Here is a 15,196-nt window from a genome sequence, read left to right on the forward strand (position 1 = left end):
GTCAACGCCGAAACCATCACCGCTCGCGACGGCGGCGGCGACGAACCCGCGCCCCCCAGGAACCAGCCAATCGCGTCCGACCGACGCTCCTGACCCTCGGGCTCATCCCGCTCGGAGCTGCTGTCATCTACCGACACAACGCGATCATCGCACCGCACCACGATCAGCAGTGGCGCTCGAACTCACAGACACAGCCGGACACACCCACAGGGTGGAGCCCAATCTGCCGAGCACGGGGCTCCGAATCTCACCGACAGAACCAAACAGGCGAGTAAAAGGCCGAACTTCGAACATTCGCGGCCATATCGTGTCGCTGCCGGAAGGCGGGAGACCACGAGCCGGCCGGCCGGCGGTGTCCGCCGTGCTCAGGACCGAGCTGCCGCGCGATTCACCAGCAGGCCCGACGGCCGCATCACCGGATCCATTGCCGTCCCGACCCTTGCTTGTGACGAGGGATAGAAGCGGAGCCCTCAAGCGTCTGTACTTGTGACGGCCAACTGCAGGGAGACCCGGTGGACGAGTACGCGCGGCGGCAGTTCGGTGCCTTTGTCGCAGACCGTGCGCCGACGTTGATCCGGGTCGCCTACCTGCTCTGCGGCGGTGACCAGCACGCCGCCGAGGATCTGGTGCAGAATGCCCTGGTCAAGACGGCGACGAGGTGGTCGACCCTGCGCCATGAGGATCCGGAGGGGTACATCCGGACCGTCATGTACAGGGAGCAGGTCAGCCGCTGGCGCCGCTCGGCCCGAGGGCGAGAGCTGTTGGTTGAGCCGCCGCGCGAGGTGCTGGCGGACCAGAGCGGGCATGTCGACCTGCGGCTGGCGATGCGCGTACACCTGCTGCGGCTTCCCCCGGCCCAGCGGGCGGTGCTGGTGCTGCGCTTCTTCGAAGACCTCACCGAGACTCAGGCCGCGCAGGTGCTCGGCTGCTCGGTCGGAACAGTGCGCAGCCGCACGCACCGCGCGGTCAGCCGGCTGCGGGAGCTGCTCGGGGACGAACACTGGCTCACGGAGGCCCGGACGTGAACGACGACGCTATCTACGACCTGGTCCGCGAGTCGTTCAAGGAGCTGGCCACCGAGGCAAGGGCGGCGGACCTCATGCCGGCGACGGTACGCCGCATGCGCCGCCGCACGCTGTCGATCTCGATCGTTGCGATCAGCCTGGTAGCAGCGCTGCTGATCGGCATCCCGGTCGCTGTGGCAGCCGCCGGCCGTACGCGAGGTCCGGGCTCGCTCCCCGGGCTGACCGTGTCCCAGTCTGTGTCGGTCCCCACCCGGCGCACGGCGGAACCGGCGCTGCCGGAGACCTCCCGGTCCAGGTCGAACCACGTCGATCCACCGCTCACCAAGCCGTCGCTCACCGAACCGGCGGGGCAGAGCCCGGCCACTCGGCGGTCGTGACAAGGCCCCCTCGGCGCGGGACAGTGGAGGCGCCGCAGAGCGCCGCGCCTGGCCCCGACCTCGCGCGCCTGCCAACAGTTGCCGCCGGCGTGCCCGCTGTCACCGTGCCCGCGATCACGGTTCGGAGGCTCGCGCCGCCGATGCCGGCCGACCGGTGGGGATCATGGGCCGCCACCGCTTTCGTGGTGGCGATCGCCGCGGCGCTTCGGCTGCTCCGTCTCGATCAACCGCGCGGAAAGCTCTTCGACGAGATCTACTACGCCACCGACGCGCACAACCTGCTGCGGCATGGCGTGGAATGGGACGAGGCCACCAACTCCGCGGGCTACGTGGTGCACCCGCCGCTCGGCAAGTGGCTCATCGCGATCGGGGAGCAGGTCTTCGGTTACGACGAGCTGGGCTGGCGGATCCCGTCGGCGCTGGCCGGAACGCTGGCGGTGCTGATCCTCGTCCGGGCCGCACGCCGGCTCTTCCGCTCCACGGTACTGGGCTGCGCGGCCGGGCTGCTGACGGCACTGGACGGGCTGCAGCTCGTGCTGTCCAGGCTCGCATTGCTCGACATCTTCCTGCTGCTGTTCGTGCTCGCCGCATTCGCCTGCCTCATCGTGGACCGCGACCGGCGACGGCTGCAGCGGCTGCGGGCATTGCGGGCGGGACTCGACTGGCCACCGTCGGCGATGCCGTGGTGGCGGCTGGCTGCAGCAGTACTGACCGGATGCGCGATGGGGGTCAAATGGAGCGGGGTGTGGTACGCCCTCGCCTTCGTTGTCCTGATCTGTTTCTGGGAGGCCGGCGCCCGCCGGAGTGGCGGAGTGTCCCGGCCGTGGCGGGCCATGATGCGCGAGGAGAGCCGCTGGGTGCTCGCCTTCGGCACGATCGCGTTGGTCGTCTATCTCGCCACCTGGAGCGGCTGGCTGGCCGGGGACACCGGCTGGGGCCGGCATTGGCTCGAGAGTCAGGGCCGGACCGAACCGCCGTTCCTGGGCGCGCTGGAGAACCTCTACCACTACCACCGTGCGATGCTGCACACCAGCGACGGCATCAGCACCCCGCACCGCTACCAGTCGTGGCCGTGGCAGTGGCTGCTGCTCGGCCGTCCCGTCCTCGTACAGTGGACCTGCCCGGAGACGTGCACCTCCACGAGTCCGATGTCGACGGTGCTCATGCTCGGCACCCCCGCACTGTGGTGGTCCTTCATCCCCGCCCTTGTCGGCCTGGCGTGGCTGGGCATCAGCCGCCGAGATTGGCGCGCTGCTGCGATCGGGCTCGGCGCGGGCGCCGGCATCGTTCCGTGGATGCCTTTCCAGGCGCTCGACCGCACCATGTTCGCTTTCTACGCCGCGCCCGCGGAACCCTTCCTCATCCTGGGCGTCGTCTACGTGGCCGGGGTCCTGATCCGTCGGTCCACGAAAGCCGCATCCTCACTCGGTGCGGTGCTGGCCGGAGGGTACGTGCTCGTGGTAGCAGCCAACTTCGCTTACTTCTATCCGGTCTACACCGGCGACACCATCACCTACGCACAGTGGATGGCCCGGATGTGGCTCGGTGCACGTTGGATCTGACCGCCTCGCTATCCGGCGGGCACCGCGGCCGAACGACGCTGCGGCTCAGCAGCACTCCAACCACCGGCGTGACGCTCGGAGATCTACCGCGCGCCTGGTCCTCGAAGCGAGAAAGGCTCGACGACGGGGCGTGAGCCATGCGTTCTCGCGTGCCGCACAATGTTCTCGACAGATCCGGTCGGCCGGCACCGACGGGGACTCCCGGGCCGGTGTCGGCGGGATCGTCGCCGTTGTCGTGGCGGCCCTGCTCGCACTCGCGGCACGTCACCGGTTCGTCGACGCGGTCACCGTACCGGCGGCCTGGCGCAGTTTCTCGGACGTGGACGATCACCAGCGAGGTACTTGAGTCCAAAACGGACTTGACCGCGCTCCGGTGGACCTGGCCGGTGGAGCGGTTGGGTCCTGTAAGCGGCGACGCCTCCCGGTGATGCGGTCGCCAGAGACCGCCGACACGCAGACAGCCATACTCGCGGCGTGTCTCATGAGTTGTTCCGCGACGTCGAGTTCCCGTTTGCCGACGGTCGCTTTCCACACCACCTCAGTGCGCTCGTGCAGCGCACCGTGTTCACCGGCGCGGAGCCGGTTCGCGAGGTTGTCCACACCCGCGACAACAGCTGGCTTGTCGGCGACGGGGTAAACGACCCGAACCTGCCCGGGGCGGCCCTGGTCGACAGCATGAGCCACATCGCGCTCGATGACCCCTCAGTTGCCGGCCTGGCTGATCTCCCGCCGGGCCACATCACCCAACGTGCCGAGCCACACACTCCCTGCGCGGCGAAGTCGCCAATGGGGGATGTCGAGCACCACGGCGCACGCGGCGACCAGGTCACCACCTGTTGACCGGCTTCGGCCCATGGTCAGGCATCGACGCTGAACATGGTGGGCGCTGGGCGGAAGCCGCCGCCCGTAGCACTTTGACTCCGCCGAGAGGGTTCATGTTCCGGTTGGCGAACAGCCGCAACAGTGCGGCTCCGGAGCCGGTCTCAGCGGAGTGTGGAGTGCCGAGCCCGGAGGACGTGCCCGCTGCGCGTCGCGCGGTGCCAAGCGAAGCAGCCCATGAACGCGTCGTCCGGCTTCTGGAACGTTGACGAGGCCCAAACCAGCGAAGCAACGCTGGCACCGACCGGGCGGGCGCCGGCGCCAGATCCTCGGGAAGACTCGCCCCAGCGATCACGAAAAGGTCCGACGCATACCACCCGAGCGCCGGTGCGAGCTGGCGCAGCAGCCACGGCGACGGATCGGCACCGTCCACGACGGCAGCGAGCCCGCTCTCCGGCAAGCCCTCGGCACCGGCCAGCGTTTCCACGTCACGCAATCGCGCACGAAGCAAACGCGCCAGCATCGGTTCGGTACCCGTCGGCACGACACCCAGCGTAGAACGCTGCTCCGACTCGCCGATACGGCCGGGCCCAAGCCTTCAGGTTCGTTCGCGTGCACCGACGATGAACGGCCTGCTACACCGTCAGGAGAAGTTCCGAATCGGCGTCGCCGATGCTTGAGTCGGACCTCGCAAGTCGCTGATCAGGTGCGCGCACATCGGCATGAGGGAGCATCGGCCGGGGGTCAGGCTGCAGACGGCGATCGACAGAGCGTGATGCTCGTCGGCGAGCCGCTGCGCACCAACGGCGGCAGATGTGCGCGTTTGAAGTTGCCCTGAGCGGTCGGCCACGCGCGCACCAGGACCAGTCCGCCGCCTCGGCGTTCGATGGTGCACATCATGGATAATCGGTGCCCTTGCCCCGAGCGCTGACAGCGCTCGAGGAACGGCAGGATGGGATCATCATGGCCATGTGGGACGTCAAGGCGCAGGCGGAACGCCAGCACTGGGACTTCACTCCGCTCATCGCCATCGGCCCCTGCGCTTCGGAGTAAGCCGTCACCAGGTTTGCTGCGCACTCGACACGGCCCCGATCCTGATCAATCAGGATCCTGCGGGAAGTCGCTTCCCGGATGCTTGGTTCCGGGAACTCGGCGTGAGGACGTACTACGCTGGCTCCAAACTCGCAGCCATTGCTGTCGACGCGCTCACCGGACCGCAAGTCACGCTGGCCGGCAGGGCCCTCGTCGGTCAGGCGCCCTCACGGTTCGAGGACCGGCTCTGCGATCACGCCGAGCCCCGAGGGCTGCTGCTGGCGTACACGTACGAAGGTCGCATCGGTTCACCCGACCTGGGGCTTCTCATGCGCGTTCAGCACGTGGGTGACCAGGTGCTGACCCAGCCCGTGTTCATGACCGGCGAATTGGCGCAGAGCCTCTGGGACCTCGCCCTCCCACTGCTGCAGTTCCGGGAGCTGTAAGAGGCTCGACGTACTGCGCGGGAGGCTGGCCGCTCAGTCTTGCTTTGCCGCCTGCCAGCTGTTCAAGCCTTCCGTCGCACGGCGGCGGCAGCCGCCGGCGCCGCGCTCCCGCCGCGGCAGATCCGCGCAGCACCATTGCGGTCATTCGCTGACTTTCGGCGGCCGGTTGCGGCCGCCGGGGACCTCGGCGCCGGTACCATCGGTGACCGTGGCGAACCATGACGTGGCCCAGACCGTCAGTTGATTGGGCTCGTGGAGGGTTTCGAACGGGTGGTCATTCCAGGTTCCGTAGGACGTGACCGTGACTGTTTCGCCAGGCAGCAGCCAGAAGTCCTGGCCGAAGGGCTCGAGCCACAGCTCAAGCAGCGACTCCCCGCTGTTGGTCACGAACATCGGCACGGTATCTGTCAAGTCAAATGAGACATTTGATGTCAAGTCTTCTGTAGTTCCTCGGCTGGTTGGTTGATCCAGCTGTGGTCGGGGATCTGGGGCGGGCGGGGTCGTCGGGCGAAGCGTTCGGGGTGGGCGGCTTGGGCGGTGTCGAGGGTGTGCTGGCGGGCGGCGTCGATCGGGCCGGTGGTCGCGAAGTGCACGGATGCCGGGGTGTGCCAGCCGATCCCGGAGTGGCGGTGGACGTGGTTGTACTCGGTGAAGAATCCGTCGCAGAACGCCCGTGCGGCCGGTAGGTTCGGGAATGAGCCGGGGAAGTCGTGCAGGTATTTCAGGGTTTTGAACTGCGCTTCGGAGAATGGGTTGTCATCCGATATCCGGGGTCGGGAGTGGGTTCTGGTGACGCCGAGGTTGGCCAGCAGCGCGGATACCGGCTGGGAGGTCATCGAGGTGCCGCGGTCGGCGTGGACGGTGTGCGGGATCTGGCCGTTGCGGGTGATGGCTTCGTCGATGAAGTCGCGGGCCAGGACGGAGTCCTCGGCGGCGGCGAGGATCCAGCCCGGGTTGTAGCGGGAGTAGATGTCGATCAGGACGTACAGGTGGTACCAGACGCCTTTGGCCGGTCCGCGGAGCTTGGTGATGTCCCAGGTCCAGACCTGTGACGGGGCGTCGGCGACGAGTTCGGGTTTGACCTTGGCCGGGTGGGTGGCCTGACGGCGTCGCTCCCTCGTCTGTCCCGCGGCGGCGGCGATGCGGTACATGCTGGAAAGCGAGCACCAGTAACGGTTTTCGTCGAGTTCACGGATCCAGATCTGCCCGATCGACAACTCGGCGTAGCCGGTCTGGTTGATCACTTGCAGGACCGCGGCCCGCTCCGCGGTGTCCAGTGCCTGCGGGCCCGGCTGACGTCGTTGCCTGGGTCCGAGGACCGGGCCGCGGGCGTGGCGGTAGTGGGTGGCCCGCGAACGTCCGACGAGCCGGCAGGCCGTCCGCACGGGCGTGCCGGCCTCGGTGAGGGCGTTCAGGGTTTGTTCGATCAGCGGCTCGATGACGGCGGTGTGTCCGTGCTCTCGGCCAGCGATGCCAAGAGCTCGTGCGCTTTTCCCATGATCGACAACGCGGCCTGGGTCTGGGCGAGTTTCGCGTTCAGCCGGGCATTCTCGGCGCGTAACCGTTCGGTCTCGCGTTCGGCCCGCGACAGGCGGGCCGTCGTCGCCGACGTGTTGACGGAACCATTCGCCGGTCCGGCCGGCGTGGCGGTGTTGCGGGCACGGGTCCATTCCTGCACGTGGGAATGGAACAATCCTTCCCGGCGCAGGACCGCGGACTTCTCGCCGTGCGGCGCGGCCTCATACTCGGCCACCACCTTTGCTTTGTACTCGGCGGTGAAGCTACGCCGGGTCGGACGCGGAGCCGGATCGACCGGCCCGGACCCGTTGGTCTCGGGCGCCTGCTTGTTGCTGCTCACGTACGCATCTCCAGTCACGCCCTACAAGCCAACCCCGATCGCCGGGGTGTCTCACGACAGCCTGACAGGGAGGGGCACCGCGTTACCTAACGCCTTGATCGCTTCGAAGCTGAAGTCTCCCGCGTTGGCCATGTTGGATGTAAGCGGCGCGATGATCTGATCGATCGAGAGTCCCGGTGGCGGGGCAACCGGTTCATCGGGTGCCGGTGTCGCTTTCGGCTTGGCCCGCTTCCATCTCCTCAGCATGATCAGGATTCTGCACCGGGCGGTACCCACGCGTCATCGCTCATCGGCATGTCCGACCGCTCACGCCATCGACACGTTGATACGGTCCGTAACGGTCCCGCAGGGGCCGTCCGCGCGGTTACAGCGGCAGATGTGCACGCTTGACGCAGTCAAGATCGTCGGTGGAAGAGGCGCCGGGGATCATGGCACATTGGGGTCGGGGTGGTCATCTACAAACCGTATGGCGGCGTCGCCGTCGATGAGCGAGTTGTCGACGAGCCAGTCGACCGCGCGACGTTGGGCGCGGGCGTCGCGGAAGGCGTGCCACGCCGGCAGCAGGTGCGGATGTTCTTGGTGCAGCTCGTCTTTGAAACGACGAAAGGCGCCCTTGCCCTCGATGGCCCGCGCCAGCCTCCGTCCGGTTCGGTCATCGCTGACCCGCTCGGCGAAGTCAGCCATGTCCTGGTACCAGATGTAGGACGGGAGCGGGTCGATGCAGATCAGGTCTAGATCATCGAGGTCAACGGGTGTCTGGCCGTCGATCCCGGTGTCGGAAGTCCAGAACACGACGTCTCCGGTCTGCGGATTGATCAGCCAGCGGTGCTCGTAGTCTGTCTGGTCCGCAAGAGCGGTAGCGATCTCCTCCAGGTCAAGGCTGCTCAGATCAAGCATCAGACCACGATAGTCGCCGCACATAAATCTGGCCGCGCGGCCACGGGCCGACTTCCATCGATGTTGCCTGCGCTGGTCGCGGCAGAAACGGATGTCTGAGGGGCTCGCTCGACATGCTCGCCTGCGGGCCGGCAGCGGACGGCTGGGAGCCGGCCCGGGCCGCAACGGCCCGTCTGGCATGAGTGCGGATCCAGTGCCGGCAACGAACTGCCGTCCCGGTCGGCATGAGAACCTGTCGGAAGTGGGCGGCACGGGCCGCCTGCCAGTACCCACGAGGTTCGGAGACAGAGACCTGATGTCCATCCAGCACACCGTCGTCTTCCGGCTCGTCCACGAGCCGGGATCGACCGCCGAGGTCGAGTTCCTCGAGACCGGGCGGGCGACACTGACCTCCATCCCCGGCGTCACTGACTTCGCGGTCAAGCGGCAGGTCAGCCCCAAAAGCGATCTCACCTGGCAGTTCTCGATGGTCTTCGCCGACCAGGCCGCCTACGACGCATACAACGTGCATCCGGCGCACATCGAGTTCGTCGAGACCCGATGGCAGACCGAGGTCGCCACCTTCCAGGAGTATGACTTCGTCGCCCGCTGACGACTCCCGCAACCGCCTTCCGAAACGCACGGCTACAAACATGAATGAGCCCATCAACGCCGAGTTCCCAGCCCATCGCCGGACGACCCAGGTCGTACGGACCTTAGCCGCCTGCCGGGACCTCACCCCCACAACGCGTCAATGATCGCTTCGGCCGTGATCGGCAATCCGGGCCGCAGCGCCGGCAGGCGCGCATCATCGGCGGTGCCGGTAGCACGCGGGCGTCGCCGGCAACCACCATCAGGCCCAGCGGGCAGATCGCCGCACGGATCTTCGCCTGTCCCCCGCCCACCCGCGAAAATTCCCGCTGGCCACCAACGCGGTAACACCCACTCAGGTGGGCCATCTACGACTGGTAGCGCGCCGTGCCGGCGACGCCGACCGGACTGCCCACCCATCGCACCGCCGCCACGCCACCGACCTCAGCACCACCCAAAGCTGCTCGATGCCGCTACCGCGCCGCAGCGCACCGATCGCGAACTGCCGCGTCAGGTAGCGCACGCGGGAACCTTACTGGCAACCAGAGAAGCTTCCCTCCGCGGGAGTCCCTCATCGACAGGCAGGACGAGCCCCTCCGCGCAGGTGCTCGAAGAGCGGCATGAGCGAGCGCCAAGTGATGTTACGGCAGGCCATCCGCGCAATGAGATCAGCCGTTGTGGGACGCTGTGGCATGGCTCAGTTGAAGGTCACCTACGATGAGGCGGCGAATGCCGCCTACGTCTATCTCAAGCCGGGCGCCGAAGGCGCCAGGGTGGCCCGCATGTACGCGTGCGACCCGATCGAGGTCGACGGGATGATCAATCTGGACTTCGACGCGTCCGGCTGCCTCGTCGGAATCGAGGTGCTAGCGGCGCGCACGAAGCTTTCACCGGAGTTGCTCGCAATGGCCGAGGACATCACCGAGCCAATGCAGACCGACAAGTAACGGTGCGGTGGCGCGCGGATTGCGGCATGAGCGGATGGTGCGACATCGAACTTTCTAGCTCTTCAACGGCCAGCGCTGAGACCAGCCGCCGTGCGGTGGTGTCAGCCCGACCTCCTCATCGAAGATCTCAGCGCACTTCGCGACGCACACCTGGCAGATGATCGGCCCGGCCTCGGTGGATACGACCCTGACCTGCCGGTTGTGGCGGCCGCACAGAGAACAGGTGACGTCGCTGAACTGGGACGGATCATCCACCCGACGAGAGTATCGGCTCCGTGCAGCGAGCACTGTCCGCGGCAGATCCGTTCGCCTGGGCTCGACAACACCTGTTTCTGCGTCAGTCTCGGTGTTCGTCGGCGGTCGTACGATCTGTGTCCATGGCATGTCGTGGGGTGTTCTTCGCGCTGACTGAGTCACAGGGCGAGGCTCTTGTCGCCACGCGCGATGACGTTGAGGTCCGTGCCTTCGTCGCCGGTGTCGAGGGCGCGTGGGACCGGGACTGGTTGTGTGAGGTGGACAAGGCCTGGGATGCGATGCACCGCTGCCTCAGCGACGGCACGCTGCAGCTTGGCCGGTACGGTGGCGGGCCGCTGGAGTTGGCGGTGCTCGGCGGAGGGCAGCACTACGAGGGCGAGGAGTACATCGTGGCGCACGTCCTCGCGGACCAGGTCCCCGCAGTCGCCGCGGAGCTGGACTCGGTTGAGGAGGCGTGGCTGCGCGAGCGCTACGACCTGATCGATCCGGACGACTACCAAGGCGTCCTGGAGGACGAGGACTTCGACTACACCTGGCACTACCTGCAAGATGTGCGCGACTTCTACAAGCGCGCCGCGGCTGCGGGACGCTCGGTGATCTTCACTGTTGATCAGTAGGTCGGACCGGCTCGACGCGCTCATCTCGGCACCAGCCCGCACCGGACCCTAGGGCCGATCGGCCGAAGCGGCGGACGGAGCGTGACTATCGCCAGCGAGCGATGCGCCCGACCGGCGGCAGATGTGGTGCGCCACGAAGCGCCTCGTTGTATCCCCGGTGCAGCCGGGAAGAACTCGGAGGGAGGTTCTTGGGTCCGATGGCTTACCTGGATCCGGAAGGTGAAGGGGACAAGAGCATGCCAGGAAGCAGTGGTCGCGCCCAGGCGTACGGGTGTGAGGCGCTGCGGGACCCGCGGAATATGGTGAGAGCTGAATTGCCCGAAGTCCAATCTCCAGACGATGCAAGCCGCCATCCACCGGAAAGACGCCTGAACCGGTGTCGCGCCCTGCGTCAGCATCGCACATCGGTTGACGCAACCTCCGGGGTGCGGGTTCGGGCCGGGGCCGCGGGAAAAGGACCTGCACGACAGGCGCCTCGCCAGCGGCCTACCGGTGCCGCAGGGCATCAGCCTCAGACCGCACTGCTAACCTCCCGAGAATCCTCAGATTTCCGTGGCGGTGAAGGTGGAGCGTAAGGAAGTAGCGGAGGCTCTGGCCGCGGATGCTCTGGACTGGATGATCGGGTCACTGCGTAGCACCGACGCTGGCCTGCCGTGGGCGAGCACCCCGATCGACGACCAGGCTGACCACACGCTGTACAGCGGCGGGGCAGGGATCGTGCTCGCGTTGTTGGAGGCTCAGCAGCACTTCGGGGACGATCGGTACGGCAATACCGCCCTGCGCGGCGCAGCCGTATTGACCGCTGCGGTCGACGACGAAGAGAACTGTTCGCTGTATTTCGGCTTGACCGGTATGGCTGTCGCCCTGCGCGCGGTCCACAGGTTGCTCGGCGACGAGCCGGCGGCCCGGGCAGCGGACCGGGCACTGCGTCGCGTGCGTTCGCGTTTCGACGGCAGGCGCTGGGGCGAGATGTTCGAGTTGCTCGGCGGCAACGCCGGGATCGCGCTGGGTGCACTGCACGCCGGCGACCTTGAGCTGGCCCTGCTCGCGGTGGTGCCTTACCTCGACACCGCGGACCCGACCCCCGGCGGGGTCAACTGGGCGGTTCGCCCCGGCCCCGCGCGCTCCCATCACCTCGCCCACGGAACGCTAGGCATCGCGTACGCACTCGCGGCCGTGGGCGCCGCTGCAGGCCGCGACGACCTGATCGAGTTGGCTCTGGCGGGCGCCGCCGACGTGGTGTCCCGTGACGAGGCGGGACCGGCGGGCTTTCTTGTCCCGCATTCCGACCCGCAACACGAACCCGAGTTGGTCGAGCGCTACAGCTACGGCTGGTGTAACGGCCTCGCAGGCGATGCACAGGTCTTTCGGCTGCTCGGTGCACTCACCCAGGACACTGCCTGGACCGCTCTCGCCGACCGATGCTGGCACACCGTTTCCCACTGCGGCCTGCCACGCCGCATCCGCCCCGGCTTCTGGGACAACAACGGCCGCTGCTGTGGAACGGCCGGAGTTCTGGCGCTGGCCTGCGACCGGCATGTTGAGCATGCGCAGCCGCTCGATTTCGCCGACGTGCTGGTCGACGACCTTGTCAGTCGGGCAACCGTCGACGCCGAGGGGGTGCGCTGGTCAAATCACGAGCACCGCGTGCGGCCCAGCACGCTCGAGCCCCACGTCGGATGGACGATGGGCAACGCCGGGATCGTTCGTGAGCTGTTGCGGTTCACTCGCGTCACCGGTGGAGCGGATCCCGAGTACGCCGCGCCATGGCCAGACCATCCTCCCGCCGCGCCACGGCAGGCAACATCCCCGCAAAACTGATCCCATTTCCGTGCAACGCCTGCATCGGCGCGACTCGGCGAGGGGCCGCCGGCGCACCGGCCGAGACAATCCGCGCCGGCGCCGCGCTCCGCGAGGGCCTCCATCGTGCCATGACGCGACCTCGCCGAAGACACGGCTACCTGCCAAGCCGGCACAGGTCACGTGCGCGCTCATCGGCACGTGTGCGCGTTCAACATCGGCAGACCGGTGATGGTTCATGACGAGCGGATCGCGGCGTAGCGGATGCGGAACCGCCGGCGTGGCTGCGGGTGGCCCCTATCGGGAGGATTCGTCGATGAGCCAGGTCGTCACGACGGTCGGCGCAGGGCTCATGCCATGTCCGTCGGCCGTCGGCCGCGCCTCGAATCCGTTGATGCACATGAGCGTTGGTCGAAATGCCGTCGACCAACTTTGCCGCCGCCCAGGTGCCGGAGCGTGCTGACTTGCAGCGGCTGCCTATCCCTCAGTCCCGTTCATTGCCATGCCGCTTGCTCTTGACCTTGCGGCGATTGGCGAGGCGGTCGGCAATGGCGTTGTAGAGGCGGCCCACCCAGGACGGGTCGCCGCCGCCCACCAGGGAGTGGGTACCGAGGAACTGCACATTCGGGTCGGGGCCGCCGTAGTAATCGGCGTTGGTCTGGCCCGGGATGCGCTTGGGCTGTGCGCTCATCGGTCGTCACCTTTCTGCGCGGTCCGGCGACCATAAAGGGCCGTACCTTATTGACGCCCGAAAGGCTTGGACGGACTTCCGCCCCGGCGAATCCTGAGGAAATCTTGCCGGACGGTGCTCGCCGCGCTCAGTGCCGAGGTAGGGGCCTTGTCGAGGTTGCCGGGAGGGACGGGTATGGCCGCCGGGCGGGGATCAGTCGAACTTCGTCCATTGCCCTTCGGAGACCACGTCGACGGAGCCGTCGACGACCGTGATGGCCGTCTGTTCGTCGATGGCGTAGGCCGGGACGCCGATGTCGGCGGCCCACCGCTCAGCGTCAGCCAGGGTGTTCGTCGGGAAAGCGTTCAGGTGCGGGAAGATCGAGAAGTCGACGACTCCCAGGGTTCGGTCGTCCGGCGCGGACGGCCACTCGACGAAGTACGCGCCGATCCGGGGCGTCATCACCATGCTGCCGGCACTCACGCCCACCCAGACCATGTCGGGCAGCGAAGGCAGCAGATCGGCCAGCCCGGACTCCCGCATCCAGTGGCACAGGTACGTCGCGTCGCCGCCGTCGACCAGGAGCACGTCTGCCTCCCGGATCCACGGGATCCACCGCTCCGCGCCGATGGTGGGCAGTGCGGTGAGCTCGAGGACACCGAGCGACGCCCACCCCAGCCCGGACAGGTGCCGGAAGTCGGGCTCGGCGGCCACGAAGCCCCGCACCGATGCCGGACCGCACATCGGGTGACCCCATTGTGCTGTCGGGACGCAGAGGGCACGGCACTCGGCGATCGGCTTGCCGAGCAGCTGCACGAGCGCCGAGCGGATGCTCGGGTTCGTGACGCCGCCAGACGTGAGCAAGAGTTTCAAGGCGCCTCCAAATTCGCGCGGCGACGGTGGATCTGCCGCAAGACCAGGGACCGAGCCTGGCCTCATCGTAGTTCGGACCCCGCTGCGCCCGTCGACATGACCATCGAGTGTTGGACCTCGGCCGACGGTCGGCTACGAAGGAACGCTCCGCAGAGCCGGTCGGGGTAGGGTTCCGGATATGGTCGATCTTGCCGGGCGGTTCGCTCAGCTCGCTGGCGAGTACGAGTCCCGGAAACGAGTGGCGACTTCGCTCGTTGGGCGCTGGGAGTGGTACACCTGGCCTGGTCTGGATCTTCGTCCGTTGCATTTCGAACGGGACCTGCTCAAGGCCGGCCGCCGGTTGGACGTCCGGCCGCCGGTGGATCGGGATGTCCTGCGCATCGGGTTCGATGCCGAGGGCCGCGCGGTGGTGACCGAGGAGTACAGCGGCTTTCTTCACGGCCGCCTGTACTACGAGACCTTCGTCCACTACGACGGCGAGGTGGTCGAGGCGGCGCACTTCGATACTGACGGGCCCATCTTCCTGCACGAGTACCGTTTCGAGGACGGGCTGATGCGTTCGGCCGGCATGGTCGCGCGGCACGGGTCGGGGCGGGAGTCGTACACATACACCGGTGGGCGCATCAGTCGTGTCGAGATCGAACACGACGGCCGGGCGGCTTCGGTGCTGACGGCCGAGCACGACGAGGGCGGCCTGGCCCGCGTCGTCGAGGTGACGGGCCGCCGGTCCGAAGTGCGCTACCAGCGGCCGCCGGCCGGATTCGACCTCGCCGCGGCGTGCCGGGCCCTCGAGGACGCTTTCCTCACGCTGATCCCGGACGCCCTGGCGGGCTTGGAGATCGACGGCTCGGCCGCCTGCGTCGCGCTGGGCTACGTCCGGTCGGACGCGCTGTCGTTCGAGGTGTATGCGGCCACCGAGGACGAGCGTGTCGCCCTGGCGGCGGCCGACGCCCAGGCCGCATGGTCGCCGGCCGACTTCGAGGCCGGCGCCGATGTCAACCTCGACGATGCCCCATCGGTTCGGCTGGTACGGCAGGAGCTTGCGCTGCTCAACGCCGACGACGTCGACGCCGCCGCCGGATCCGAGGTCGGCCGGCGACTGTTGTGCGCGGTGGCGGCACGGCTCAACCAGCGCGACTGGTCGGACACGCTGCCGGTCGCCGACGACTTCGTGGTGTACGCGGTCGACCTTGAACTGGCTGACCTGGAACGGAATCTGGCCGACTGCCTGCCGCCCGGCCGGTTGGCTCGGTTGCGCGAACGCGGCCTGCTCTGACCGACCTGCGTGCGGGCCCGCGCCGCCGCTGCCGCACGGCATCACGGTCCATCCGTTCCTGTGGTCCCGTGAAGCACGGCAGGACCTTGCCGCCACCACCCGCGGACCGGCGCCGATGTCCGAGCTGTTCTCACTGCAGGACGAGTTCGCCGCCGCTGCGCTGCGCATCCGC

The 15,196-nt window shown here is 67.7% G+C and carries 19 protein-coding genes; 11 read left to right on the plus strand and 8 right to left on the minus strand.

What is annotated here, in order from left to right; genetic code table 11:
• The first annotated feature begins 512 nt into the window (after nt 1-512).
• The 6 genes from OHA72_RS49430 to OHA72_RS49455 all read left to right on the plus strand — a co-directional run bounded on the left by OHA72_RS49430 (nt 513) and on the right by OHA72_RS49455 (nt 5,261).
• Nucleotides 513-1,025 (plus strand): SigE family RNA polymerase sigma factor, encoded by a 513-nt coding sequence (locus tag OHA72_RS49430; RefSeq protein WP_327003036.1) that lies wholly within the window; start codon nt 513-515, stop codon nt 1,023-1,025.
• On the plus strand, nt 1,022-1,402 hold the full coding sequence (locus OHA72_RS49435) for a hypothetical protein (RefSeq protein WP_327003037.1): 381 nt from the start codon (nt 1,022-1,024) through the stop codon (nt 1,400-1,402). Before OHA72_RS49430 ends, OHA72_RS49435 begins: the two co-directional genes overlap by 4 nt.
• Nucleotides 1,403-1,491: 89 nt before the next feature.
• Nucleotides 1,492-2,964, plus strand: coding sequence for a dolichyl-phosphate-mannose--protein mannosyltransferase (locus tag OHA72_RS49440; protein WP_327003038.1), 1,473 nt, complete (start codon nt 1,492-1,494; stop codon nt 2,962-2,964).
• A gap of 474 nt (nt 2,965-3,438) precedes the next feature.
• Nucleotides 3,439-3,804 carry a hypothetical protein gene (locus OHA72_RS49445; RefSeq protein ID WP_327003039.1) on the plus strand — a complete coding sequence of 122 codons (366 nt, stop codon included), beginning with the start codon at nt 3,439-3,441 and terminating at the stop codon, nt 3,802-3,804.
• Between the two features lie 888 nt (nt 3,805-4,692).
• Nucleotides 4,693-4,836, plus strand: coding sequence for a hypothetical protein (locus tag OHA72_RS49450; RefSeq protein WP_327003040.1), 144 nt, complete (start codon nt 4,693-4,695; stop codon nt 4,834-4,836).
• Between the two features lie 101 nt (nt 4,837-4,937).
• A complete protein-coding gene (locus tag OHA72_RS49455; RefSeq protein ID WP_327003041.1) occupies nt 4,938-5,261 on the plus strand; it encodes a hypothetical protein in 324 nt (107 codons plus the stop codon).
• A 141-nt stretch (nt 5,262-5,402) separates the two neighbouring features.
• Here OHA72_RS49455 and OHA72_RS49460 read toward each other — a convergent pair whose 3' ends face one another.
• The 5 genes from OHA72_RS49460 to OHA72_RS49480 all read right to left on the minus strand — a co-directional run bounded on the left by OHA72_RS49460 (nt 5,403) and on the right by OHA72_RS49480 (nt 8,016).
• On the minus strand, nt 5,403-5,654 hold the full coding sequence (locus OHA72_RS49460) for a hypothetical protein (protein ID WP_327003042.1): 252 nt from the start codon (nt 5,652-5,654) through the stop codon (nt 5,403-5,405).
• Between the two features lie 38 nt (nt 5,655-5,692).
• Nucleotides 5,693-6,646: a DDE-type integrase/transposase/recombinase gene (locus tag OHA72_RS49465; RefSeq protein ID WP_327002333.1), complete on the minus strand. Its 954-nt coding sequence runs from the start codon at nt 6,644-6,646 to the stop codon at nt 5,693-5,695.
• Nucleotides 6,647-6,687: 41 nt separating this feature from the next.
• Nucleotides 6,688-7,119, minus strand: a complete 432-nt coding sequence (locus OHA72_RS49470) for a hypothetical protein (protein ID WP_327002334.1) — start codon at nt 7,117-7,119, stop codon at nt 6,688-6,690.
• Between the two features lie 51 nt (nt 7,120-7,170).
• On the minus strand, nt 7,171-7,365 hold the full coding sequence (locus tag OHA72_RS49475; protein WP_327003043.1) for a hypothetical protein: 195 nt from the start codon (nt 7,363-7,365) through the stop codon (nt 7,171-7,173).
• A gap of 180 nt (nt 7,366-7,545) precedes the next feature.
• A complete protein-coding gene (locus OHA72_RS49480) occupies nt 7,546-8,016 on the minus strand; it encodes a UPF0158 family protein (protein ID WP_327003044.1) in 471 nt (156 codons plus the stop codon).
• Between the two features lie 295 nt (nt 8,017-8,311).
• Here OHA72_RS49480 and OHA72_RS49485 point away from each other — a divergent pair, with 295 nt between their 5' ends.
• Entirely contained in the window at nt 8,312-8,608 is a 297-nt protein-coding gene (locus OHA72_RS49485; RefSeq protein WP_327003045.1) for a Dabb family protein, read from the plus strand.
• Between the two features lie 679 nt (nt 8,609-9,287).
• Nucleotides 9,288-9,533: a DUF2283 domain-containing protein gene (locus tag OHA72_RS49490; RefSeq protein WP_327003046.1), complete on the plus strand. Its 246-nt coding sequence runs from the start codon at nt 9,288-9,290 to the stop codon at nt 9,531-9,533.
• A 54-nt stretch (nt 9,534-9,587) separates the two neighbouring features.
• Here the strand turns inward: OHA72_RS49490 and OHA72_RS49495 are convergent, their stop codons facing one another.
• Entirely contained in the window at nt 9,588-9,788 is a 201-nt protein-coding gene (locus OHA72_RS49495) for a ClpX C4-type zinc finger protein (RefSeq protein ID WP_327003047.1), read from the minus strand.
• A gap of 137 nt (nt 9,789-9,925) precedes the next feature.
• Here OHA72_RS49495 and OHA72_RS49500 point away from each other — a divergent pair, with 137 nt between their 5' ends.
• Together OHA72_RS49500 and OHA72_RS49505 are read left to right on the plus strand one after the other, a co-directional pair.
• Entirely contained in the window at nt 9,926-10,405 is a 480-nt protein-coding gene (locus tag OHA72_RS49500; RefSeq protein WP_327003048.1) for a DUF1877 family protein, read from the plus strand.
• 552 nt (nt 10,406-10,957) lie between these two features.
• The gene (locus OHA72_RS49505; RefSeq protein ID WP_327003049.1) at nt 10,958-12,226 is read left to right on the plus strand and encodes a lanthionine synthetase LanC family protein; all 1,269 of its coding nucleotides are present in this window, start codon (nt 10,958-10,960) and stop codon (nt 12,224-12,226) included.
• A 463-nt stretch (nt 12,227-12,689) separates the two neighbouring features.
• On the opposite strand, the gene OHA72_RS49510 is transcribed toward OHA72_RS49505, so the two are convergent.
• Both OHA72_RS49510 and OHA72_RS49515 read right to left on the minus strand, forming a co-directional pair.
• Nucleotides 12,690-12,896, minus strand: a complete 207-nt coding sequence (locus OHA72_RS49510; RefSeq protein ID WP_327003050.1) for a hypothetical protein — start codon at nt 12,894-12,896, stop codon at nt 12,690-12,692.
• A gap of 192 nt (nt 12,897-13,088) precedes the next feature.
• Complete coding sequence (locus OHA72_RS49515) at nt 13,089-13,748, minus strand: Type 1 glutamine amidotransferase-like domain-containing protein (RefSeq protein WP_327003051.1); 660 nt, start codon at nt 13,746-13,748, stop codon at nt 13,089-13,091.
• A gap of 178 nt (nt 13,749-13,926) precedes the next feature.
• On the opposite strand from OHA72_RS49515, the gene OHA72_RS49520 reads away from it, so the two are divergent.
• Complete coding sequence (locus OHA72_RS49520) at nt 13,927-15,024, plus strand: hypothetical protein (protein WP_327003052.1); 1,098 nt, start codon at nt 13,927-13,929, stop codon at nt 15,022-15,024.
• Nucleotides 15,025-15,196 lie beyond the last annotated feature (172 nt).

This window comes from Dactylosporangium sp. NBC_01737, assembly GCF_035963215.1.
Taxonomy (GTDB): domain Bacteria; phylum Actinomycetota; class Actinomycetes; order Mycobacteriales; family Micromonosporaceae; genus Dactylosporangium.

Coding starts and splice junctions, on each gene's coding strand:
- OHA72_RS49520 (WP_327003052.1), top strand. CDS start 13,927: ATGGTCGATCTTGCCGGGCGGTTCGCTCAGCTCGCTGGCGAGTACGAG.
- OHA72_RS49510 (WP_327003050.1), bottom strand. CDS start 12,896: ATGAGCGCACAGCCCAAGCGCATCCCGGGCCAGACCAACGCCGATTAC.
- OHA72_RS49480 (WP_327003044.1), bottom strand. CDS start 8,016: ATGCTTGATCTGAGCAGCCTTGACCTGGAGGAGATCGCTACCGCTCTT.
- OHA72_RS49485 (WP_327003045.1), top strand. CDS start 8,312: ATGTCCATCCAGCACACCGTCGTCTTCCGGCTCGTCCACGAGCCGGGA.
- OHA72_RS49475 (WP_327003043.1), bottom strand. CDS start 7,365: ATGCTGAGGAGATGGAAGCGGGCCAAGCCGAAAGCGACACCGGCACCC.
- OHA72_RS49460 (WP_327003042.1), bottom strand. CDS start 5,654: ATGTTCGTGACCAACAGCGGGGAGTCGCTGCTTGAGCTGTGGCTCGAG.